At 42.7% G+C, this 22,615-nt stretch carries 21 protein-coding genes; 12 read left to right on the top strand and 9 right to left on the bottom strand.

The features are described from left to right. Both ABFV72_RS06335 and ABFV72_RS06340 read left to right on the top strand, forming a co-directional pair. Complete coding sequence (locus ABFV72_RS06335; protein ID WP_347162868.1) at positions 1–498, top strand: hypothetical protein; 498 nt, start codon at positions 1–3, stop codon at positions 496–498. A gap of 139 nt (positions 499–637) precedes the next feature. After that, on the top strand, positions 638–1,165 hold the full coding sequence (locus tag ABFV72_RS06340; protein WP_347162869.1) for a cytochrome b: 528 nt from the start codon (positions 638–640) through the stop codon (positions 1,163–1,165). 77 nt (positions 1,166–1,242) lie between these two features. On the opposite strand, the gene minE is transcribed toward ABFV72_RS06340, so the two are convergent. The 5 genes from minE to ABFV72_RS06365 form a co-directional block, all read right to left on the bottom strand. Further along, a complete protein-coding gene (gene minE, locus ABFV72_RS06345; RefSeq protein ID WP_057762631.1) occupies positions 1,243–1,533 on the bottom strand; it encodes a cell division topological specificity factor MinE in 291 nt (96 codons plus the stop codon). A gap of 2 nt (positions 1,534–1,535) precedes the next feature. Next, the gene (minD, locus tag ABFV72_RS06350; RefSeq protein ID WP_057761560.1) at positions 1,536–2,348 is read right to left on the bottom strand and encodes a septum site-determining protein MinD; all 813 of its coding nucleotides are present in this window, start codon (positions 2,346–2,348) and stop codon (positions 1,536–1,538) included. Positions 2,349–2,637: 289 nt separating this feature from the next. Continuing rightward, positions 2,638–3,462, bottom strand: a complete 825-nt coding sequence (gene minC, locus ABFV72_RS06355) for a septum site-determining protein MinC (RefSeq protein ID WP_347162870.1) — start codon at positions 3,460–3,462, stop codon at positions 2,638–2,640. Positions 3,463–3,533: 71 nt separating this feature from the next. Further along, positions 3,534–4,631, bottom strand: coding sequence for a hypothetical protein (locus ABFV72_RS06360; RefSeq protein ID WP_347162871.1), 1,098 nt, complete (start codon positions 4,629–4,631; stop codon positions 3,534–3,536). A 351-nt stretch (positions 4,632–4,982) separates the two neighbouring features. After that, positions 4,983–5,945: an acyltransferase gene (locus tag ABFV72_RS06365; protein ID WP_347162872.1), complete on the bottom strand. Its 963-nt coding sequence runs from the start codon at positions 5,943–5,945 to the stop codon at positions 4,983–4,985. Positions 5,946–6,320: 375 nt separating this feature from the next. On the opposite strand from ABFV72_RS06365, the gene ABFV72_RS06370 reads away from it, so the two are divergent. The 7 genes from ABFV72_RS06370 (at position 6,321) to ABFV72_RS06400 (ending at position 15,138) form a co-directional block, all read left to right on the top strand. After that, a complete protein-coding gene (locus tag ABFV72_RS06370; RefSeq protein WP_057761553.1) occupies positions 6,321–6,977 on the top strand; it encodes an OmpA family protein in 657 nt (218 codons plus the stop codon). 372 nt (positions 6,978–7,349) lie between these two features. Next, a complete protein-coding gene (locus ABFV72_RS06375; protein WP_347162873.1) occupies positions 7,350–8,810 on the top strand; it encodes an imelysin family protein in 1,461 nt (486 codons plus the stop codon). 285 nt (positions 8,811–9,095) lie between these two features. Next, the gene (locus ABFV72_RS06380) at positions 9,096–10,772 is read left to right on the top strand and encodes a di-heme oxidoredictase family protein (protein WP_431192083.1); all 1,677 of its coding nucleotides are present in this window, start codon (positions 9,096–9,098) and stop codon (positions 10,770–10,772) included. Positions 10,773–10,855: 83 nt separating this feature from the next. Next, positions 10,856–12,007, top strand: coding sequence for an imelysin family protein (locus ABFV72_RS06385; protein WP_347162874.1), 1,152 nt, complete (start codon positions 10,856–10,858; stop codon positions 12,005–12,007). A gap of 3 nt (positions 12,008–12,010) precedes the next feature. Continuing rightward, positions 12,011–13,573 carry a DUF1513 domain-containing protein gene (locus ABFV72_RS06390; RefSeq protein WP_347162875.1) on the top strand — a complete coding sequence of 521 codons (1,563 nt, stop codon included), beginning with the start codon at positions 12,011–12,013 and terminating at the stop codon, positions 13,571–13,573. Positions 13,574–13,789: 216 nt separating this feature from the next. After that, a complete protein-coding gene (locus ABFV72_RS06395) occupies positions 13,790–14,323 on the top strand; it encodes a M48 family metallopeptidase (protein ID WP_347163057.1) in 534 nt (177 codons plus the stop codon). Between the two features lie 212 nt (positions 14,324–14,535). Beyond that, complete coding sequence (locus ABFV72_RS06400) at positions 14,536–15,138, top strand: methyltransferase domain-containing protein (protein ID WP_347162876.1); 603 nt, start codon at positions 14,536–14,538, stop codon at positions 15,136–15,138. On the opposite strand, the gene ABFV72_RS06405 is transcribed toward ABFV72_RS06400, so the two are convergent. Beyond that, positions 15,116–15,787 (bottom strand): HD domain-containing protein, encoded by a 672-nt coding sequence (locus ABFV72_RS06405; protein ID WP_347162877.1) that lies wholly within the window; start codon positions 15,785–15,787, stop codon positions 15,116–15,118. The two genes, ABFV72_RS06400 and ABFV72_RS06405, sit on opposite strands and share 23 nt — an antisense overlap. A gap of 40 nt (positions 15,788–15,827) precedes the next feature. Next, complete coding sequence (locus tag ABFV72_RS06410; RefSeq protein WP_347162878.1) at positions 15,828–16,739, bottom strand: hydrogen peroxide-inducible genes activator; 912 nt, start codon at positions 16,737–16,739, stop codon at positions 15,828–15,830. Positions 16,740–17,007: 268 nt separating this feature from the next. Between ABFV72_RS06410 and ahpC the strand changes: the two genes are divergently transcribed. Next, positions 17,008–17,574, top strand: a complete 567-nt coding sequence (gene ahpC, locus ABFV72_RS06415) for an alkyl hydroperoxide reductase subunit C (RefSeq protein WP_058025494.1) — start codon at positions 17,008–17,010, stop codon at positions 17,572–17,574. Positions 17,575–17,744: 170 nt separating this feature from the next. Here ahpC and ABFV72_RS06420 read toward each other — a convergent pair whose 3' ends face one another. Continuing rightward, positions 17,745–17,993, bottom strand: coding sequence for a YdcH family protein (locus ABFV72_RS06420; protein WP_057761532.1), 249 nt, complete (start codon positions 17,991–17,993; stop codon positions 17,745–17,747). A gap of 439 nt (positions 17,994–18,432) precedes the next feature. Between ABFV72_RS06420 and ahpF the strand changes: the two genes are divergently transcribed. Continuing rightward, positions 18,433–20,010: an alkyl hydroperoxide reductase subunit F gene (ahpF, locus tag ABFV72_RS06425; protein ID WP_347162879.1), complete on the top strand. Its 1,578-nt coding sequence runs from the start codon at positions 18,433–18,435 to the stop codon at positions 20,008–20,010. A 258-nt stretch (positions 20,011–20,268) separates the two neighbouring features. Beyond that, positions 20,269–21,717, top strand: coding sequence for an alanine/glycine:cation symporter family protein (locus ABFV72_RS06430; protein WP_347162880.1), 1,449 nt, complete (start codon positions 20,269–20,271; stop codon positions 21,715–21,717). 84 nt (positions 21,718–21,801) lie between these two features. On the opposite strand, the gene ABFV72_RS06435 is transcribed toward ABFV72_RS06430, so the two are convergent. Continuing rightward, entirely contained in the window at positions 21,802–22,560 is a 759-nt protein-coding gene (locus tag ABFV72_RS06435; RefSeq protein ID WP_347162881.1) for a glutathione S-transferase family protein, read from the bottom strand. Between the last annotated feature and the right edge of the window lie 55 nt (positions 22,561–22,615).

Consider the following 22,615-nt stretch of genomic DNA (forward strand, 5'->3'; position numbering starts at 1 on the left):
ATGACACAAATTTTAAAACATTCGTTTGAGGCTGTGAGTCTGTTGACTACCAACAACGGTATGCTTGACGTCACTATTGTTCCCGCAGTTAACCAGCCAGACTGGATCATTCCAAGTAGCCTAATTTTGAGTGTGGATGAGCTCCAACAGCAGGTTTCTAGATACGACTGGCAACAACAAGATTTGGCTGTATTTAATTTGCTACTGCAAGATCAAACCCCAGACAAAATGGTTGTTTTGGAAGGTAATACGACTGATCACCGTTTTGCCTTACAGACGGCAGGTGATCTGCGTCAACTGCAAGCACGAATTTCTGAAGTCAAAGATGTAGAGACACCTGAACAATTTAGTGGTGCTAATATCGAAGGTAGAGAAGAGTATTTCGATAAAAATGACGTCTCATCCTACCTATATCAAACAGTGATGATTGATGACGAAATCTATTTAGTACCAGATTTGGATAAAATTGCCTATCACCTGATTGATTTAGATGGCTAGATTCTCACCTGTATTTAAGGTATTCTCCATTCTATAAATAGTAAGCCAGTAATGTTAATGACTTCATCTATTGAAGAGTTATTAACTGGTTTATAAAACTGATTAGAGATAATTCCTGATAAAGGTAGTAGAGTCACTCATGAATAATGCCAACTCGAATGTATCAAAGTGGTCGGTTAGTAGCCGTATTTTTCATTGGATTAGTGCAGCCTTACTGTTAACCACATGGATAATGATACTGCTATATGAAAATTTAGATAGCAATATGTTTATTGGATACCATAAAGCGTTCGGCGTGAGTCTATTATTTTGGATGATTGCCCGAGTCATCAACCGCGTTTTTACTAAGGCACCACCACCGTTAGCCATGCCAAAATGGCAAATGCTCGTATCACAGCTGTCACATTTTGCTCTCTATGCCATACTGATTGCTATGCCAATGGTTGGCTTACTGATGGCAGTATATGGCGGTCGACCGGTTGATATTTTCGGTATCTTTCAGATCCCTGTATTCGTGACCCCAGATAGAAGCTTGGCTCGTTTTTATAATAACTTGCATACTGAGGTTATCTGGCCAATGATTATTGGTTTTACGGTCTTGCATATAGCCGCCGCGTTATACCATCAGTTTGTCAAAAAAGACAATCTTATTGCCCGTATGAAATAATCGATAAACATTAAAAAGCCCCAAGTATCAAACTTGGGGCTTTTTTATTCATTGTAGAAATACGTACTATTAAAACGCTATTTCTTATGCTCAGGTAAATTGATATTCATCTCTAACACGTCTAGACTGTCTTCAGAACGATGATTAATATTGACATCATCAATCTGCACACCGTTAACGTATTTGTTCACAACTTCTAAGATTTCACGTTTCATTTTTTCGATACGATCAACCGTTAAGCGATTGTTCAATCTGTTTTCGCTAGCAACGATAACTTTTAAACGCTCAGTTGCTAAATTCGCGCTACCTGCATTACTGTTGTCGTCAGTACCAAATAGGCTACTCCAAAATCCTTTTTTCTTAGTCATCATTATCCCCCAAACCAGCGCTGTAATAGACTCTTTTTCTTCACGTCAATGTGACGTAGTGGACGCTCTTCACCCAAGAAACGGGCGACAATGTCTTCATAACATTGACCAGCAACAGAGTCGGTATAATGAATAACTGGTTCGCCATGGTTGGACGCTTCAAGCACTGAATGGCTCTCAGGAACAACCCCAAGTAGTGGAACTTTTAGGATATCGTTCGAGATAGTATCAATATCCATCATCTCATTGGCAGCCGCACGTTCAGGATTATAACGAGTGATAATCAAATGCTCGCGAACAGTCCCTTGGTTCTCTTCTACCTTTTTCGTCTGACTTTGCAGAATACCGATGATTCTATCTGAGTCACGCACTGAAGAGATCTCAGGGTTAGTGACAATAATAGCCTCATCCGCATGATACATCGCTAGCTGTGCACCGCGCTCGATACCGGCAGGTGAGTCACAGATGATATAGTCAAACTGCTTTGAGAGTTCAGCCATTACCTCTGATACCCCTTCGTCAGTCAATGCGTCTTTATCACGCGTCTGACTGGCTGGCAGGATATACAGGTTTTCAAGCTGTTTGTCTTTGACAAGTGCTTGCGACAAGCGCGCGTTTCCAGTGATGACATCAACGAAGTCATAAACAATTCTGTTTTCGCAACCCATGATTAAGTCTAGATTACGTAGACCTACATCAAAGTCGATAACAACTGTTTTATAGCCACGTAACGCCAAACCAGCGGCAAAAGAAGCACTTGTCGTGGTTTTACCCACACCGCCTTTACCTGAAGTGATTACAACTATCTTCGCCACAATGGCACACTCCTATGAATCAATGGGATATCTTTTATATAAATAGCAAAATTACATGTTATTTACCTAACATATATACACTATCTTCGAAGCTAGCCTAGCATAAATAAGCAAAAATTTATAGCAGCTCGATACTAAAGCAGAAAAACAACCTATGTATCGCTCAATTAGCCTCTCTGCGTGGTATTGGTAGGGTCATAGTCATGCTTTTTGGCTTGTCGAATAGAGCAGCTTAACCACCTTAGTTTTCTATAAAGTCACTTCATGGTGTATTATTTTTAATAGCGTTCTAAGCTTCATCCATCACGGTAAATACTAAGCCTTCGCCTTCTACAAATTTTACTTGTACCGACTTGTCGATGACATGCTCAGGTAAATTGTCTCGTAAGCAATAGGTTCCTGCTACTGACACCAGTGACGGATTAAAGACTTGGCAGAATATACGGGCATCTTTATCCCCTGTTGCGCCTGCCACCAAACGCCCTTGTGCACGGCCATATACATGCAAGCTATTGTCAGTAATTGCTTCAGCGCCGCTATTGATACTACTGGTCAAAATCAAGTCGCCGCCAACGTGATTGAGGCTTTGTCCTGAACGCAGCATTTGATCATAGATTAAGCTAGTAATATGCTGAGTACTTACCAATGTCTCGGTTGGCATATTAGATAGTGTGGTTTCAGTAGCAGGTTCGCTCGTGGTAGAAGTATCATCGACGTTGTTAGCACTAACTGCTTCGGCGTTATCGTTTTCTGGTGATGGTTGGGTAGAAACTGGGGCTTTTTTACTTGGTAATATACGCTCAATACGCTTACCATCTGCTGGAAATATCGCTAAGCGCTGCTCACGTGCTTGCGCATCAAGTAGTCCTGTCACCACGCCAATAGGCTGCAATCCCCATACCCATAACAGCTCTACTAGTGCTGATAAATCCTGCTCAACGTCACTATCAATAAGGATAGGGATATTGCTCGATTTATTACTAAGCGTTTCAGTTAGCTGAGCTTCTATAGACGCTAGATCGCTTGTACTAAACTGTACGCGTGAAAACGTCAGCATCTTGCCATAGAAAGCTAGCGCTGGTGCAGTCTGGTTATCGTTAGCTGAAACTGTCATATACAAACCCTTAAAAATAATTCTGTCACGGTATTATGTCTCTTATTACGTCATGCTATTAGATAGCTAAACTATAGATTTAGCATATCTTGGTGCTTCCATTGCTGCACTTTTACTTGCGCTTCAAACGCAGTCAAACTGTCATCAATGATACTAGAAATCAAAGTATCTAGCGCTGTATTATTGGTATCTATTTGCGCAATACCGCTAGCAATTTCCATCATTAATATATCCAAGCGCTTAGGGTCTAAAAGTCGCTTGTTTAATGCAGTTACGACGTTCTCACCGATATTGTGCCCGACGTGATGTAGCTGTGATTCAATCAGGCTGCCCGCGATAGGTATCATGCGTAGATAGCGGCGCAACTCAGGTGTGTTGGCCAACCCTTCTTCAATAGCATTACCCATTTCGCTAGCCAATATACTGCCGCCACCTGATGAGGCAGTCAGTTCCTGCAGCTTCGGTGCAAGCTCTGTACGTAGCACGGACAATACGGCCGCTTCAATCTCATTTCGATTTTTTGCAATCGTCGACTCAATGAATGATTTATGTGTGTCTGAACTGGTTAGTTCTTGGCGAAAGTTTTGTATCGCTGTCAAAATAACGCGATCGGAAAGCTCTTCTAACAGTAGGTCAATGTAGAACTTGATTCGGTTGATCCACGTCTGCGGCAGTACTTGATAGCCAAGCTGATATAGACGTCGTCCAATAACTACCGCTCGCAGCAGTCGCAAAGCACGTAGCTGCGGAAAACAGCCTAATACTTCGTACCAATGAACAAATGGGAAAAAGAACCAGCGATAATAGACTTTTTGTTTGATGGCAATCGCCCAGCGCAATAGCAACTCAACGACCAAAAAGATAGTAAAAAATCCTCCAGCAGTGCGTAGAGGATCATGTAGAGTGCTCTGATACCAATTGAGCGCTTCACTGATGGTTAGCCATTCTGCAGCATTACTACTAAAATTGCTCATCAAAATAGCGTCGATACTGATTAATAGCAGATCAATACTGATGGCGATAATCATGACAATATCGTAAGTGAGCTTAAAGCTACTCGGCTTTGGATGATTCGGTTTTGGCGGCTCATCACTTATTGGATAAGGAGGCTGACTCAAAACAGATTCGGTAGCTAACGGCGAGCTAGTAGTAGAGGTGGGCACAGTCATACCTTATAAGTGATAAATGGCACAAAAAATGGGTAAGAGTTCGATATTTACTACCATTTACTATCAAAGTAGACATCGAAAATCTATGAGTTCATGATTAGTCACATTATCAATGAATAAGGCTAAAAAACAACCCATCTTTGATTAAAATTTACTTATGATGCATGGCTGTTTTAACAGTAAACATCATAAGTAAGATATGACTATTGTGACACCTATACCCGTAACTTTGTCGCCCAATAACTTTTTATCTCATTATCGATATTTATTACTTAGTACGCTTGCATAAACTATGGTTGGTATTTGATAAGTTCTAATAGTCAGCCAGTTTAGTATTGCTGAGTATCCTTATTAGACATCTTGCGTTTTGGGATTGGTTTCAAAATCTGCCAACATAGTGCTAATTCGTTCATCTTTTTGACGCCATACTTGCTCAACCCAGTCGAACATTTGAGCTTTTGTATCCTCGTTATTTTCGTAGCCACCTTGCTTGATACTTTCGAACAAGGCATCTGGTATATCGATGTAGCGCAAGTCAACGCCCAAACGTTTGATATTGCCTTTCCAAAGATCCCCGTAGCTTGGCACACCATCAGGGTATACGATTGTCATATCTAGTATGCCATCGATATCTTCACCTAGTGCGCTGATAGCCAATGACAATCCGCCTGCACGAGGTTTCAATAAATGCTTATAAGGCGATTTTTGCTGAGCTTGTTTGGCTTTGGTGAAACGAGTACCTTCCAAATAATTTAATAAGGTAAACGGTTTGTCTTTTAGTAGGGCGCAGGCACGTTTGGCTTCTTCGATGTCTTTGCCTTTTAGCGCAGGGTTTTTGGCGATGGCTTCTTTTGAGTGTCGGCGCATCATTGGAAAATCTAAAAAGTAAAAAGCTTGACCAACGATAGGGATATAAATCAGCTCAAACTTGGTAAAAAATCGCGTAAGTGGCAAGCGTTTTTCGCCAATATACTGCACGATGCTAGTATCGACCCATGATTGGTGGTTGCTCACTAGCAGGTATTTACCATTGGTATGAATATCGTCCGGTAGGTTGATACGCCAATCTTTGCGAGGCAGCATATTGTCGATTAAGGCACTGTTGCTACTGATCCAGTGAGTGGCAATTTTGATAACGGCTTTGTCTGCAATAGAGGCGCCAGTAATGACTTTACCGACGCCCATTAGCCATAAAGGAATACTACCACCGAAGCTATTGGCGGCGATGACACCAGTGGCTGTTGCAAGCGACACAGCTTTGCCTAGTTTAGGCGAACGTTTATGCATTTTTCGAATGGTAGATGTCAATCGCATGCTCAATCCTTTTCAGTCTATCTGATTAATAATAAGCCGTATGTCGCTGAATCTGTCCTAGTCAAATCAGGAATATTATGAACATAAAGCTTTAAATCATGACTATTTAAAGCTGACAAATTCAGCGATATAATTTTAGCAGAAACATGTTGTAGTGTACGGTTGTAAACGTGACTAGTGGTAGCAAGGCACGAAGATTTGACCTATAAAATCATTGAAATATAACCTGCACTTCTCATACATAGGTATGACAAAATATTACACAGAGATAGGTTGTAGTTGCCATAATAATGGGGAATGTAGATAAGTACTTAAAAAAGATTAATGGACAATCTTTATAAAAAGCACGATTTTTTAAACTTAAGAGGAAATATTATGCGTAATACTTTAATGATTGCAGCAGTAGCATCAGGTCTAGCACTTAGCGGTTGTACAACAGATCCAAACACTGGACAACAGCGTCTAAATAAAGCTGCTCTGGGTGGTCTAGTTGGTGCAGCAGGTGGTGCAACTATTTCAAAAGCAACAGGCGGCGACAAAACTGGTCGTGATGCGGCTATCGGCGCAGCACTAGGTGCAGGCGTTGGTTACTACATGGAGCGTCAAGCTCGTCAACTTGAGCAGCAAATGGCTGGCACAGGCGTAACTGTTGAGCAGAACCCAACCACTGGTAACATTGATTTGGTTATGCCAGGTAGCATCACGTTCTCATTTGATGATGCAACCCTTAGCTCATCATTCAAGCCAACGCTTGATAAGCTTGCTTCAACGATGAACCAGTACAACCAAAACACAATTACTATCGCTGGTCACACTGATAGCAAAGGTTCAGCATCTTATAACATGGGTCTGTCACGTGATCGTGCTTACTCAGTTGCTAACTACTTAACAGCTCGCGGTGTTGCTTCAAACCGTGTAAACGTTGTTGCTTACGGTGAGTCACGTCCAATCGCAGACAACAACACTGAATACGGCCGTGGTCAAAACCGCCGTGTTGAGCTAACAGTTAACGCACCACAGAGCGTAAACTAATCAATAGTTATAACTAATAAATAGTTATAACTAATAAATAGCTATATAGCTATTAAGTATGTGCTAGATATTTGAGCACATATATTTCAAAAAGAGTCAGCGATATGCTGGCTCTTTTTTTATGTTTTCAGTTTGAATAAAACATTGGTTATTGATAGATATAGTTAATATTAAATTAAATATTGATAATGATTATCAATAACACTATAATTTGTCAGTGTTTGCTATTGATGCAATATTAAACGTCTTATCGTGCGCACTGAGAGTCAATGTGCATGACTAAGATAGCCTGCTGTAACATGGCTTGATTATCAAAATAATTGAGGCTACTTAACCAAAACGAATTTTTTGCTATATTTCTTGAGGATATGTATGACGATTACCACAGTAACGAGCCGTAAGCTTTTACCAACTACTTTAGCTGTTGCACTTGCAGGATTGTTAATGGTGTCGGGCTGTACAAAGCAAGCCGATGAAGACACCAATGCTGCGACAGAAACGCAAACAGAAGTAGCAAACACAGAGACGGCTGATAATACAGAGATGACTGCTGCCGAAAAAGCACATATTGATAGATTGATTATCAGTTATGCAAATATGGCACACGCCGCTTATAAAGATTCGTTAGATACGGCTAAAGCGCTACAAACTGCGGTAGAAACATACGTGGCCACCCCAACACAAGAAAACCTTGATGCTGCAAAGGCTGCCTATAAAGCAGCACGTCAACCGTATTCACAAACTGAGATTTTCCGTTTTGATGAAGGCTTTGTGACTGCCAATGACAAACGTGCTATCAACAGTATCGATAGCTGGGAAGGGCAGATCAATGCTTGGCCACTTGATGAAGCATTGATTGATTATGTTGGTGATGACTACGAAGGCGAATATAACAGCCAAGAAAACATCATCAATAGCGACAGCATTACTGTTGGTAGTATCAAGCAAGATACCAGTACGATTACACCTGAGCTACTCGCAGAAATGAATGAAATCGGTGGTAGTGAAGCCAACGTAACGACTGGCTATCATGCGATTGAGTTTATGCTGTGGGGTCAAGACAACAATGGCGTAAAAGAAGGCGCAGGTAATCGCCCAGTCACTGACTATGCGACTGAAGCCGGACAGTGTACTAGTGGTGAGACTGTCAATGAAGATGCCAATATCTGTGAGCGTCGCGGGGAATTCTTAACTGCTGCAACTCAACTATTGGTTGATGATTTGACAGCGATGGAAGCCCAGTGGCAGCCTGATACTGAAAATACTTTGCGTAGTGATTTGATAGCGCGCAAATATGACAATGGTCTGCGCCAAATTATGTATCAAATGGGCAGCTTAGCATTAGGTGAGCTTGCGTCTGAGCGTATGCAGGTCGCTTTTGTTACTGGCTCTACTGAAGATGAGCACGAATGCTTTAGTGATTTGACCCATTTGAGCTATGCCAATAATGCGCGCGGTATCCAAAACGTCTTCAATGGTAGCTATACAACAGTCGCTGGTAAAACAGTGGGCGGCTACGGTATCAAAGATTATCTAACGGATAACGGACACACAGAAGCCGCTGATAAATTGGCTGCTGAATTCAACAAAGTAGAAGGCGCGTTCAACGTTATCGTTGAAAAAGGTGAAAAAGATGGCATCAAGATTGACCAGATGATTGCAACTGTCGGTCAAGCCAGCCAAGAGGGTATCTCTGCTGAAGAACAAAATGTCCGTCGTGGATGGGTTGAAGCGGGCATCACTAGCTTACAAGAGCTGACGGCCAGTATCGAAAACGCTGCAAAAGCCGTTGGTATCGATAACCTAGATGCAGATGCCGGGTCACAGTTTTAAGAAAAATTTAAGCTAGCGGCCCTTATTTAAAAGCCTTTCATTGGCTTTGAGACGTTTTATTAGTCGTTATAGGTCAGTAACCGCTGTTTATTAGATACTTAGATTAGATATAATACGTGCGTTGTCAGCCACCGTTGGCAACGCATTTTTACGAGCATTAAATAAGCCAATTGGCCGGTGTACCATCTCATTATATGTCGATAAGCAATGATTGCGACAACATATAATGAGATGGTATGACAAAATTTTAATGGTTCTACTCTAGCGCTAAGGCACTGAATTTCTATGAACGCCAATTATGTTAATCCCTCTGATTCTCCTCTTGCTGCTCAAATCCTACGACATATACCTTCTAAGCTTGCGCTAATTATCGCCAGTGCAATGGCTATCAGTGCGTGTCAACCATCTGATAGCGTTTCTGACGACGCTTCTGGCGATGTTTCTGATGTTACTTCAGAGCAGGTCTCAAGTAATAAAAGCAGCAGTGAAAACAGCCAATCGCTGTCGTCCGAACACGCCAAAAATATAGAAGTACTAGCAGGCGTGCCGATGCAGCAACTGGTAAGCTTTGACCCTCAAGAGATCAAGCAAGGTGGCGACTCTGGTATTAGCATTAGCAGTGCTGAGAGCTACTCGAAGCCTTCATCGAATCTAGCAGCTTCTCGAAAAGGGTCGTTCTTTATTGGTAATGCGTTCTTTAAGCAGCCATGGGTCGTTGCACCTGCTAGTACTGATAGTCGTGATGGACTGGGCGCATTATTCAATGTGGCCGCTTGCCAGTCTTGTCATGTCAAAGATGGACGAGGTCATGCGCCGATGACTGCCGATGACGATGCTGATAGTTTATTGATTCGTCTGTCTATGCCTGCGACGACCGATGAGCAACGTCAGCAGCTACAGGATTCGCTGATTGAAAAGGTGGTTCATCCTATGTATGGTGGGCAGCTACAAGATCGCGGTATTCAGGGCGTGCCTGCTGAAGCAAGAATTGCGGTGCAGTGGACAGATAAACCAGTTACCTTTGCTGACGGATATGTCGAGACGCTGCGTGCGCCAACGTTTAATTTGACCAAACCTGGTTACGGTGCTTTTGACGATGACATGATGGTATCGCCGCGTGTTGCGCTACCAATGATTGGGCTTGGGCTACTAGAGCAGATACCTGACGATGACATTAAAAAGCAAGCCAGCGACAGTAGCAATGGTGATATCAGTGGTAAATTTAACTGGGTCATGGATCCGCAAACCGGTAAGCGTGCGCTTGGACGATTCGGGTGGAAAGCGGGTCAAACCAAGCTGATTACCCAAAACCAAAGTGCCTTTAACGAAGACATGGGTCTGACGTCGAACATCCGCCCTAATGAATCCTGTATGCCAACGCAGACCGCTTGCCTAAATGCAGCGACAGGTGCTGATGAGCAGGGCAATGGTAAATCACCTGTTGAAGTAAATGATGAGGTTGCTAAGTTTGTAGAGTTTTATACTCGCAATCTAGCAGTGCCGCATCGCCGTAATGCAGATGATAAGCTTGTGCTGGCTGGCAAAAAGCGTTTTTATGACATGGGTTGTCAAAGTTGCCATACGCCAAGATATCAGTTGCCAAAAACCGACGATGATCATCTTGAGCAGCATGGACAAGTGATTTATCCTTACACAGATTTGCTATTGCACGATATGGGCGATGATCTCGCTGATCGTACGATTGCTGGCAAACTACCACCAAAAGATGCCCAAGTTGAATTTTTAGCCAACTCTTATGAATGGCGTACGCCAGCACTTTGGGGCGTGGGGCTTGCGCAGACAGTTGATCCTCAAGCAACGTTTTTGCATGATGGCCGTGCCCGTACGTTGATGGAAGCTGTTTTATGGCATGGCGGAGAAGCCGAAAAGCAAAAGCAACAAGTATTGAAGTTGGACAAACAAGGTCGCGCAGAGCTTAATGCGTTTCTAAAGTCGCTGTAATAAAATCACTGTAATAAAGTTGCTATTATAAGATCAGTATAAAAACGCTATAAATTACTACCTATAACATTACCGAGAAACCTATGAAAATAAACCACGCTTTAGCAATGGCGCTATCTGCATTGAGTGCTGGACTGCTAATCAGTTGTGTCAAACCTGCCGATGACAACAAAGCTGCAGATGTAGACAGCCAAAAAGTTGTGCAAGACAGTGCAGCTACTGACAGCTCAGTAGAGAACGGCAAAGAAAGTACTGAGCAAATCGTTGCAGTAGATATCAGCCCTGAGACTGCAAAAACGTACTTGACGCATGTGGCAGACGATATCGTGATTCCTGCGTATGCTGATGCAGCAAAGCAAAGCGATCTGTTGAACGAACTAGCGCAGAAACATTGTACCCAAGCACCCGTAAGTGGCGATGAGCTACAAGCATTACGTGCACAGTGGCTAGTATTGGCACAAGCATGGTCAAGTGCTGAGATGGTCAACTTTGGTCCTGCGACTGCTAGCATGAGTAATCTATACATTAACTACTATCCTGACGAGCGCGGACTCGTACATAGTGGTGTGGCTGACTTAATCGCAGCCAATCCAAAACTAACGCCAGAGCAGCTTGCTGGCGAGAGTGCTATCGTACAAGGCGTGCCAGGATTAGAAGAGGCTTTGTTTGCCAATGACAGTTTAGATGCTAGTCAGTGTGCTTATGTGATTAGCGCCAGTAGTGCGTTGAGCACGCGTCTAAAAGACATCGAGAAAAACTGGCAGCAAAACGCGACTGATTTATTGGCGATAGACAAAACAGCAGAAAGCGATAGAGGCCTAAATCAGTGGATTAACTCTCTACTATCATTGATTGAAACCATGAAGTCTAATGCCATTGATCAGCCATTCGGTCTAACAGGGAAAGCAAAAGGTCATTTACCTGCTGCTACTGCTGGTCAAAGCCGCGCTATCATCAATGCTAAGTTAGATACAATTAATAAAGCCATGACTGACCCTGTGTTGACGGCTATTCTTGGCAGCAATGACGAAAACAAAGTTTCGGATAATCTATCAACTACATTGGCTGATACAACCGCATTATTGGCACAAATGCCAGAAGATTTATCAGAGGCTAGTAAGGACGACCAACAAGCGTTATACGATCATCTGACTGATGTCACTCGTCTGATTAAACGCCAGTTAATCCCAGCACTTGGTATTCGCGTGGGCTTTAACAGCACTGATGGCGATTAGACAATGTCTACTATCGAAGCGGGTACAGCAGTGTCAGCAGTCCAGACTTATGACCATATGAATAGGTCTAATCGGTCCGGGAGCACTTCGTCAGCTCATAAGCTTTTGACGACTTCAGTGCTGACAGCATTTGGTACGGCGGCGCTGGTCGGTATTCACCATCGTTATCGTAAGCAGCAGCATCCAGATGCCAGTCTACAAGATTATGTAGATGGTATTCGTACACAGTTGCAGACATTACGAGCGGCACCTGATTCAACGCCGAAACTTTCGCGCTTGCGCTATGCTTGTGAGCAAGCAGCGGCAACATGGAAGCAGGCTTATCATGCTGTAGGTGATGGTAAAAGTAACACGCCTGACTTTGCTGTCATGCATACGACAACGATGCTGGCACGACCAGTCAGTTGGGTCAGTGGCGTCGCATCCATGCCAAAAGGTCAGGCTACATTAAGCCAGAATGAGCACGACTTTGGTGTGGTAGGTATTGATGCCGACAGACAAATCGTTTGGCAAACGACTATGCCTGAGCGTGTCCACGACATCGTTGTTCAGCCTCTGCCTGTCAATATATATGAAGCTCAAACTCAGTATAGCAATGTGGATCAAAGACGTGATGTCGTCGTCATAGGTCGTCGTCCAAGCGAAAAATTCTGGGTACTTAATACGTCAAATGGGCAAGTACAGCATGCGATTACAGCTGATGTAAACCGTCACTTTTATGGTCATGCTTGCTATAGCTTAGATGGCAGCTTGCTCTACGTAACTGAGAACGACACAGTGAGTTTGGCAGGTAAAATTGGTATCTATGATGCCCATGATGCTTATCAAAAAGTAGCAGAGTTTGACTCATATGGTATCGGGCCGCATGAACTGATTATGCATCCTGATAGCGAAACGCTCGTCATTGCAAATGGGGGTATCAAAACCGAGCAGGCCTCACGCGAAGAGCTAAATCTAGATACCATGCGACCCTCACTGGTTTATTTGAATCGTCACGATGGCACACTGCTTGAGCAAGTGACTCCCGAACATAATCAGATGAGTGTGCGTCATTTAGCCATGCACGACGATGGTACAGTGATGATCGGTATTCAGTTCCAAGGTGAAAAACATATCAATGTACCATTGGTATTGACTCATAAACGTGGTGATGCCAGTTTTACACCACTCACTATGCCAAATAATCAATGGCAACGTTTTCACCAATATATCGCTAGCGTGGCGGTGGATAGTGAGCGTAACCTACTTTGTGTGACCACGCCGATTGGTGGCTGTGCGGCGATTTATGATTTGCATACTCGCGAGCTGATTGATGATGTAAGCCTGCCAGATTGTGCAGGGGCTTCGGTGTTAGCTAATTCTAGTGCTTCAATGAGTAAAATTGATAAACATGCCGAGCTGACAGGCTTTATCGTTAGTGATGGTCAAGGACAGTTAACAGCGCTAAGAGTAAATGCTTTACCAGAAGTAAAGTTGGACGTAAACGACATCGAATCTCATGAGCGAATTATAAAAGACAGTCAACTGCATATGATGTCGTTTGACAACCATTTGCAAGCACTATAATACGTGACATTCAACAAGAGCGGCAGACGCACAGGCATGGCGATTAATAACGACTATTGCTAGAACAGCAGTAATAGTCGGCCAAGGAGGTAGAGCATTAGCTTAGACACCAATTTAGATACTGTTAGACAGCAGCTTGCACAGGCAGGCATCGAGCTACATATCAGTCAAAAGCGTGTTAAAAATATCAATTTTCGCTTAAAGCCTTATACGTTGATGGTCTCTGCACCGATGCATGTCAGTGCATCACAAATGTTGCATGCTGTGGCTAAGCGGGTGCCGTGGGCTATTGCAAATCACCCGCAAGTATTAGAACAATATAGACGTAGACAGAATACGTCGTCTGACCATTCAGCTGCGAATAACTCAGTTTTGTTATGGGGTACAGAGCAATCATTTACGCTCAGTCCTGACAAAAAAATTACCTATTATCGGCGACAACTCTCCGAAGTCGCACCTGCAATATTTGAAAAGTGGCAGCCAATCGTTGGCGTTTATGCCAATGAAATACGGTTAAAAAAAATGCACACGCGCTGGGGCAGCTGCAACACGCGCGCAAAACGAATTTGGCTATCGGTTTATCTTCCTGCCTATCCTATCGAATGCACCGAATACGTAATCGTTCATGAGCTGTGCCACTTGCATCATGCCAACCATAGCCGTGCGTTCTGGCAAACCGTTGCCACAGCAATGCCAGATTATCAGCAATGGCATAATATACTAGCGGGCAAGACAGGACAGCTAGATTAAACCTAGCACCCAACTCCCTAAATATTTCACCCTCTAAATAACCCTAGTAAACACCTCGATATCATCTGCGCAACTTTCATTATGCAGAGCACTAAGTCCTATTTTTATCATCATTTTTAAAATAAGGACACACCCGAATAAGCCTGATATGATAAGGAATAACGGTACAAATCGTGTCGTTTAAAAAACAGGTTTATATACAGGGATGTCATATGGAAAACGTCAGTGAAGCAGATTTTTGGCAGCAGCGCTATGAGAGAGACAGCATCGGCTGGGATATGGGTCAAGTGTCACCGCCGCTCAAAGCTTATATTGATCAGTTACCTGAGTGTGCAAAAGATCAAGCGATATTGGTAGCGGGTGCGGGTAACGCTTATGAGGTAGGTTACTTATATGAGCAAGGTTTTACCAATGTTACGCTAGTTGACTTTGCCCCTTCACCGATTGAGACGTTTGCAGAGCGCTATCCTAGTTTCCCCTCTGAGCATTTGATCTGTGCAGATTTTTTTATTTTGTCAGCTGAGCAGTATCAATTCGATTGGATACTTGAGCAGACGTTTTTTTGTGCGATTAATCCATCGCGCCGTGATGAATACGTGCAACAGATGGCAAGGCTGTTAAAGCCGCAAGGCAAATTAGTTGGGTTGCTATTCGACACGGATTTTGGACGGGAAGAGCCACCATTTGGCGGCAGCAAGGAAGAATACCAGCAGCGTTTTCAAAGTCATTTTGATATCGAGATTATGGAGCCTAGCTATAATTCACATCCAGCGCGGCAAGGTAGTGAGCTATTTATAAAGCTGCGAGCAAAGTAAGCTCATGGTTGATATTATCTCGAGCTTGCGTTTCTAACTGATTATAGTAATGATCAGTCAGATAGAGTTTGGGATGCGCTAGTAACCCTTGTAGCACTGCAGTGCGCCCATCACGGTAGTTATCATCTGCGACGTGTGCATATTCTTGACGTATCGCCTTTGCATACTGCTTGTAGGTAGGCCAAGGTGCACCCAAAATACTCAAATCCATATCTAATAGGTATGCCGCATCACTGTATTTAACACTATCTATCGACTCATCTATTTGATGATTAGCGGTCATCATAATAAGAGCATAGATCTGTTGGCATTGCTCTGGACTGAGATAAGGGCTTAAGGCATCTGTTGCAAAATCTGCACTTTTTAACTCATTGTCGGAGCGTGTTGGGTCATATATCACATCATGATAGTACAGTGCCAATGCAGTGATATGCGGCTCAGCAAGATAGTGTTTAATATTCTCAAACTGTACCAATAACTGCTCAATGTGATTGAGTGTATGATAAGCACGTTGTGGTTCACCATAGCGCGTCACGATATCTTGCCACAGCCTATCTATTTGCTTTGGCAGGATATCGCTGGTCATAGCTGACAAATGCTGTACAAAGCATTTGCCAAGCTCATCATGATTATTTGAGGCAGTTTTCATATGTCATTCTTTCACTAAGACCGTGGTACAAATGGTTTGATTACTCTTTGTTAGCCACCGCATCTTTAAACGCTTTGTTAAACACCTCACCAAGCAAGCTAACATCATCGACACGCGCATAGTTCAGACGGGTGACAAAGGCAATATGGCGATGTGGCCCGTCTTCAGCCAATGGTATGGCGACGGCATTTTGTTTCTGCAGGTGCAGCTGATCGAGCGCCATTTCAGGCACTAGCGTTGTGCCCATATTGGCAAGTGCCATTTGAATCAAAGTATTTAAACTGGCATCTGAAAAGCTTGACTTCATTTGTGCACGGTCGAAATGACAGACAGACAGGGTCTGGTCAGTTAGGCAATGTCCTTCACCAAGTAACATCAGGTTGGCAGTTGCCAGTTCGTCAGCATTGATGGTATCAAGCTTGGCATGTATGTCATCTTTTGGAAATACAGCAAAAAAGTCTTCACTCCAGAACTCAAAACTATGTAGCCCATCTACCGCATACGGCAGCGCAATGATAGCGGTGTCGATATGACCGTAGCGTACTTGTTCAAGCAAACGCTCTGTCTGTTGCTCGACGATGGTCATACGGAACTCTGGATATTGAGCACGCAGCGCAGGCAGTACTTTTGGTAGCAAATAAGGCGCAATCGTCGGAATAATACCGACAGTCATAGGATAGGCAAGTGGCATCTGATGGCTATGAGCACGCGTGGTCAAATCGCTCACTTCAGAAAACACTCGCTGCGCCCGTGTGAGGATATCTTGACCGATAGGGGTAATCAATACCTGTTTATTATTACGCTCAAAAATCTGAGTATCTAGCTGTTTTTCTAGTTCTGCGATACCCAAACTCAGTGCGGACTGCGAGATATTGCAATCCTCAGCAGCACGTTTAAAGTGACGATGTTTGGCGACGGCTAGGGCAAACTCAAGTTGTCGTAAAGTAATCATAAAACCTCTCTGTTAATGGGTTTTTAATGCAATTTATTATGTTTGGTCAACCTTTATAAGGTAGCAAATTACCAATTAAGCACCAATGATAAAATGTAGAGATAATAGTCTAACAAGTTTAATAAAACAAAACATCACATTAAAAACTTTTAACTGGATTAACCATAGAATTCGCGTATAGTTTATCAGGTAGCCCAGAGAGCTAGAGGGCTAATTGAAAAAACCATATAAATAATTTCCAATTTACTCAACTATAGAGGAGCCAACCATGGCGTCTATTATCAATCAAGCAATCCCAGAATTTTCAGCAGATGCATACGTAAACGGTGAGTTCAAAACCATCACTTCAGAAGACGTAAAAGGCAACTGGGCGATTTTCCTATTTTACCCAGCTGATTTCACGTTTGTTTGCCCAACTGAATTAGAAGACATGGCTGCTCATTATGACGAGCTAAAAGGCCTTGGTGTTGAAGTATACTCAGTATCTACTGACACGCATTTCACGCATAAAGCATGGCATGATTCTTCAGAAGCTATCGGTAAAGTACAATACCCAATGATCGGCGATCCTACTGGTAAAATCACTCGTGGCTTTAACGTCATGATTGAAGAAGCAGGTTTGGCTGAGCGCGGTACATTCTTAGTAGATCCTGATGGCTTGATCCAAGTCGCTGAAATCCATGCTGGCGGTATCGGCCGTAGTGCAAAAGACATGCTACGCAAAGTGAAAGCAGCACAGTATGTTCGTGAAAACGACGGCGAAGTTTGCCCAGCAGCTTGGGAACAAGGCGGCGACACATTGAAGCCAAGTCTTGACCTAGTTGGTAAAATCTAAGTAGGTATTTCATACTTAGATAAAAGTAGCGCTGTATCTTAAACATCTAATTTAAGTCAGTGTTACAAGTAAAGACCCCATTAACATAAGTTGATGGGGTCTTTTTACGTCTTAAGCATAGATATTGTTAGTATTATTTTTTCAGCATATCTCTAAGTATAGACGCAATATTAAGCGCGAGACTGTGCTTTATTTTTATCAATAGTTTTATAAATCTCGTCTTTAAGCTGTAGCTTTCGTCGTTTCATCTGTTCGATTTCTTCGTCGCGACTGGCATGCTTGACCACATCGTTTTCAAGCTTATTAATTTGCCTATCTAGAGTCGTATGCTCGTCAAAGATACTCGCAAAATGCGTGTCCTTTTGCTTGAGCTCATCGATAATATCACTGTGATCTTGCCATGTGTCTGTCATTGTCATGTTGTCATCCTTGTTATTTAGTGCAAGCTTAGAATAAGCGTAAGCACGTTATGGTTAAGACGCTTATGATGGTGAGACTTTGTTTGGAAGGGGTGAAAGTTTAATGGTAATAAAGGTAGTTACTTCACGACATTGATAATGCATATTGCTATCAATACCATTCGATTGTAGCGAAAAAATAGACCATGTACCATCACTATCATTTGTTTGTGTATTTATATTTAATTGTTTAAAACAATAAACGATTGGTTTTATAAAACATAAAGTTTGAGTTTCTCAGCTTGCCGAAACTCGCTAAACGCTTGATAATAGGCACATCAAAGGGCAAGAGCCCACTATATATAACCTTTTATACAAAATTATTAACACCAACTATTTCATATTTAAACGCGTAGCATGACAGCTGCCGTTACATATTCAGTCATAATGAGGAACAAACATGATAGATCAGAATTTATTAGATGCCGTTAAGAGCTATAGCGAAAATATGACACGCCCAATTACCTTTGTATTAGGTAATGGTACGCATGCAAAACGTGCAGAATTGGTAGATTTTTTGACCAAGATTGCTGGAACGACAGACAAAATCAACTTCGATGCAGAAGCAACTGACGATAGTTTGCCTAGTGCGATTAGTTTCAAAGTAGTCAGTCACATTGATGGCGCCTCAAACGACACTGGTATCGTATTTAGCGGTATCCCAGGTGGTCATGAGTTTACGTCATTGATTTTGGCGATTTTGCAAGCGGGTGGTCATACGCTAAAGTTGGATGAAGGTATCCAAAAGCTAGTTAAGCGCTTTAATAAGCCGCTACAGTTCCAGACCTACGTGTCATTGTCATGCCATAGCTGCCCAGAAGTCGTTCAGGCATTGAACCAGTTTGCGCTACTAAACGATGGTATCAGCAACGATATGATCGACGGTGCATTGTTCCAAGAGCAAGTAGAAGCGAATAAAATCCAAGGTGTACCAGCTGTATTTTTGAATGGTAAACCATTTGCTAACGGCTTAATCGACACTGCTAAATTGATCGGAAAATTGCAAGAGCAGTTCCCTGACTTATTGTCAGAAGTAGAAGATGATGCTGAGCAATTAGAGCAGCAAGACGTTACTATCATCGGTGCTGGCCCTGCAGGTGTGGCTGCTGCTATTTATACAGCGCGTAAAGGTTTAAAAGTTACAATGGTCGCTGATCGTATCGGTGGACAGGTAAAAGATACGCAAGATATCGAGAACTTGATTTCAGTACCGCTAACCAATGGTACAGATTTATCGACCAACTTTGTTAAGCACTTAGCCGAATATAACATCACGCTAAAAGAGCATGTGAGCGTTAAAGAAATCGGTGAGACTGAAGAAGAGAACTACAGTATCCATCTAAATACTGGTGAGACGTTTAATACTCGTAGTATTATCTTGGCGACAGGTGCTCAGTGGAGAAAGCTTGGTGTACCGGGTGAAGAAGAGAATATCGGTAAAGGCGTGGCTTTCTGTGCGCATTGTGATGGTCCATTCTTCAAGGGTAAAGATATCTCAGTGATCGGCGGTGGTAACTCAGGTGTTGAAGCAGCACTAGATTTGGCAGGTATCGTCAATCACGTTACTGTACTCGAGTTCGCTGATGAATTAAAAGCTGACCAAGTACTGATCAATAAAGCCAAAGAGAAAACTAACATCGAGTTCATTACTGGTGCAGCGACACAAGAGATCAAAGCGACTGATGGTAAAGTATCGTCTATCGTCTACCAAGATCGCAGCACAGGTGAGACTCATGAGCGTGATTTATCAGGGGTGTTTGTACAGATTGGTTTAGTACCAAACACTGGATTCATCAAAGGCTTTGTTGATCTAAACCGCTTTGGTGAGATCGAAATCGATGAGCGCTGCCGTACAGATCGTAAAGGTATCTTTGCTTGTGGTGATGTAACCACTGTGCCATTTAAGCAGATTAACATTGCGATGGGTGAAGGTAGTAAAGCGGCATTGTCAGCCTTTGAATACTTGGTTATGCAGTAAGCTGTTCAGTTTAGTTTCAGTATAAAAGGCCACCTCGGTTGAGGTGGTTTTTTTTATGCTATCGCATAAATACGTCTATATAAAAAATCCTGATATTTAGAAAATAGACTCTTAAGTAAACAAATAACGCCACTTCTATCAAAAAATATCAGTATTTACGTTACAAATTCGACATTTGCATTACAAACTGGTGGTGTTGATGCAATAATGTATGCAATAAAACCTAACATAGCGTCATGAACTATAAGGAAAGTAGGCATGGAATACATTGAAGCTTTTTTCGCCCTAATCGGGGATCTAACGTGGGGCTGGGCGCTCGTGCCTATGCTAATTATTTTTGGTCTATTATTTACCATCGTAGGTAGGTTTGCCCAGTTTAGATATTTTAAACGAATGTTCCGTGTGTTCAAAACGGATGAAGTAGGAGACGACGGGATTTCTGCCCGTCAGGCGTTGCTCGTTTCTATCGGTGGACGTGTAGGCGGCGGTAACATTGCTGGCGTTGCGGTTGCCATCTCTTTAGGAGGACCGGGAGCGGTATTCTGGATGTGGGTTGTGGCCTTAATTGGCATGATGACCAGCATTGTGGAATGTAGCTTAGCCCAGCTTTACAAGCGTAGAGACAATGATGGCAACTTTCGCGGTGGCCCTGCAACCTATATTTTACATGGGTTAGGTAAAGACTATCGCTGGCTTGCTGTTATTTATGCGATCTCGTTACTACTGTCTTTTTCTATCGGGTTTGTGGCGTTCCAAGGCAATACGGTAGCAGGCTCAGCACTTGAAAGTTTTGGGATTGACCGCTGGATAACGGGTCTGGTTCTGGTGATTGCGGGCGGATTCATCGTCTTTGGCGGTATTCAGCGCATTGCAAAAGTAGCCGACGTTGTCATTCCTGTTATGGCATTAATCTATATCAGTATGGCACTTATTATTATTGCGTTTAACTTTACAGAACTGCCTGCACTGATGGTAATGATTGTCAAAAATGCTTTTGGCATTGAGTCTGTTGTGGGCGGTGGTATTGGTGTGGCGATTGAGCAAGGTATGAAGCGTGGTTTATTCTCTAATGAAGCAGGCCTAGGTTCTGCGCCTAATATTGCCGCCACCGCTTACGCCACTCATCCTGTTAGTCAAGGTATCTCACAGTCATTATCTGTATTTATTGATACGATAATCGTATGTAGTGCCACCGCATTTATGATTTTACTGAGCGGCGTGTATCAACCAGGTGCTGAAGTCGATGGTATTGTACTGGCACAGCAGGCGCTAACGACCCAGCTTGGGGATTGGGCGCAGTATATTCTCACCATATCGATATTGCTATTTGCCCTAAGCTCTATCATGTATAACTATTATATGGGTGAAAATGCCATTAATTTCTTGATCAAAAAGAATATCAAAATGGCGACTCTGATTTTGCGAATTGTTGTGATTGCGGTATTATTCTTGGGCGCAGTGGCTCCTGCAGCAACCGCAGTGTTCTTCTTCGCTGATCCTTTGATGGGCGTGCTAGCGCTAGCAAACTTATTGGCCTTGATAATGTTATTTCCGCGAGCTAAGCGTCTACTTGACGACTTTGCAAGTCAGTTAAGATCGGGGGTTAAAGAGCCGTTGTTCGATGCGCAAGAGTATGAGAAGCTGGACCTTGATTTGAGCGCATGGGGTAAAAAAGCGGTAAAAGAGGCATTAGAGCAAAAGCAGTAAAACGTTATGCTCGAAATCTTATCAAACAAAAAACCACTTTAGCTAAGCTGAAGTGGTTTTTTTTATGCAAGATATTATTTATGCCTAAAATGAATGGTTATTCGCCAATACGCCAGCTATCGATATTATCTCGCCTGCTTCATCTTCTTCAATAATACGAGTTTCTGTCAGTGCTGATTGTTGCCACGCCTGTATGTGTGGATGATTTAGCATGGTTTGACAATACTGCTTGGTAAGTGGCTGCAAAGTAATATTAGATGCATCAGCATAAGTCTGTAATCGCAGCACCACTGGAGCAAAGAAGACATCAGCTGCTGTGAAATCTCCAAATAAGAAACTGTTTGCTGAGCGATCTTTTAAACAATCGGCAAAGATGTCTTCGATACGAGCGATATCTGCTAAGCAAGCACTACTTGGTTGTATCTTAGCCGTTGCTCGTATATTCATCGGCATCTCGTTACGAACACCTGTCAATCCCGAATGCATCTCAGCCACGATGCTTTGGCAATAAGCGCTATTTATTCTACTTTGGTTATTATTTCGTTTTTCAGCGTTGGATTTATCAATACCTGTCCAAATATCAATATCCGTAAAGTACTCATTAGCATGCATAGCAATCGCTAAGGTGTCCCAAACGGTTACTTTATTATCTTTTTCACCGTAGACTAAAATAGGCACTTTACCTGTTGGCGAATGTGCTTCGAGCGTTGGACGTGCTGATGGATGAAACAACTCGACAAGTTGCTCATCAAAATCAACATTGAACGCCTTGAGCAATAGCCACGCTCGTAGCGACCAAGATGAGTAGTTTTTATTACCAATAATTAGTAGCGGCTTTTGCATCATAGAGTCCTATTAAGCGATAACAGTAGCATTTTATTATGTACTCAATATTGAG

This window comes from Psychrobacter proteolyticus (assembly GCF_039762275.1).
GTDB classification, from domain to species: domain Bacteria; phylum Pseudomonadota; class Gammaproteobacteria; order Pseudomonadales; family Moraxellaceae; genus Psychrobacter; species Psychrobacter proteolyticus_C.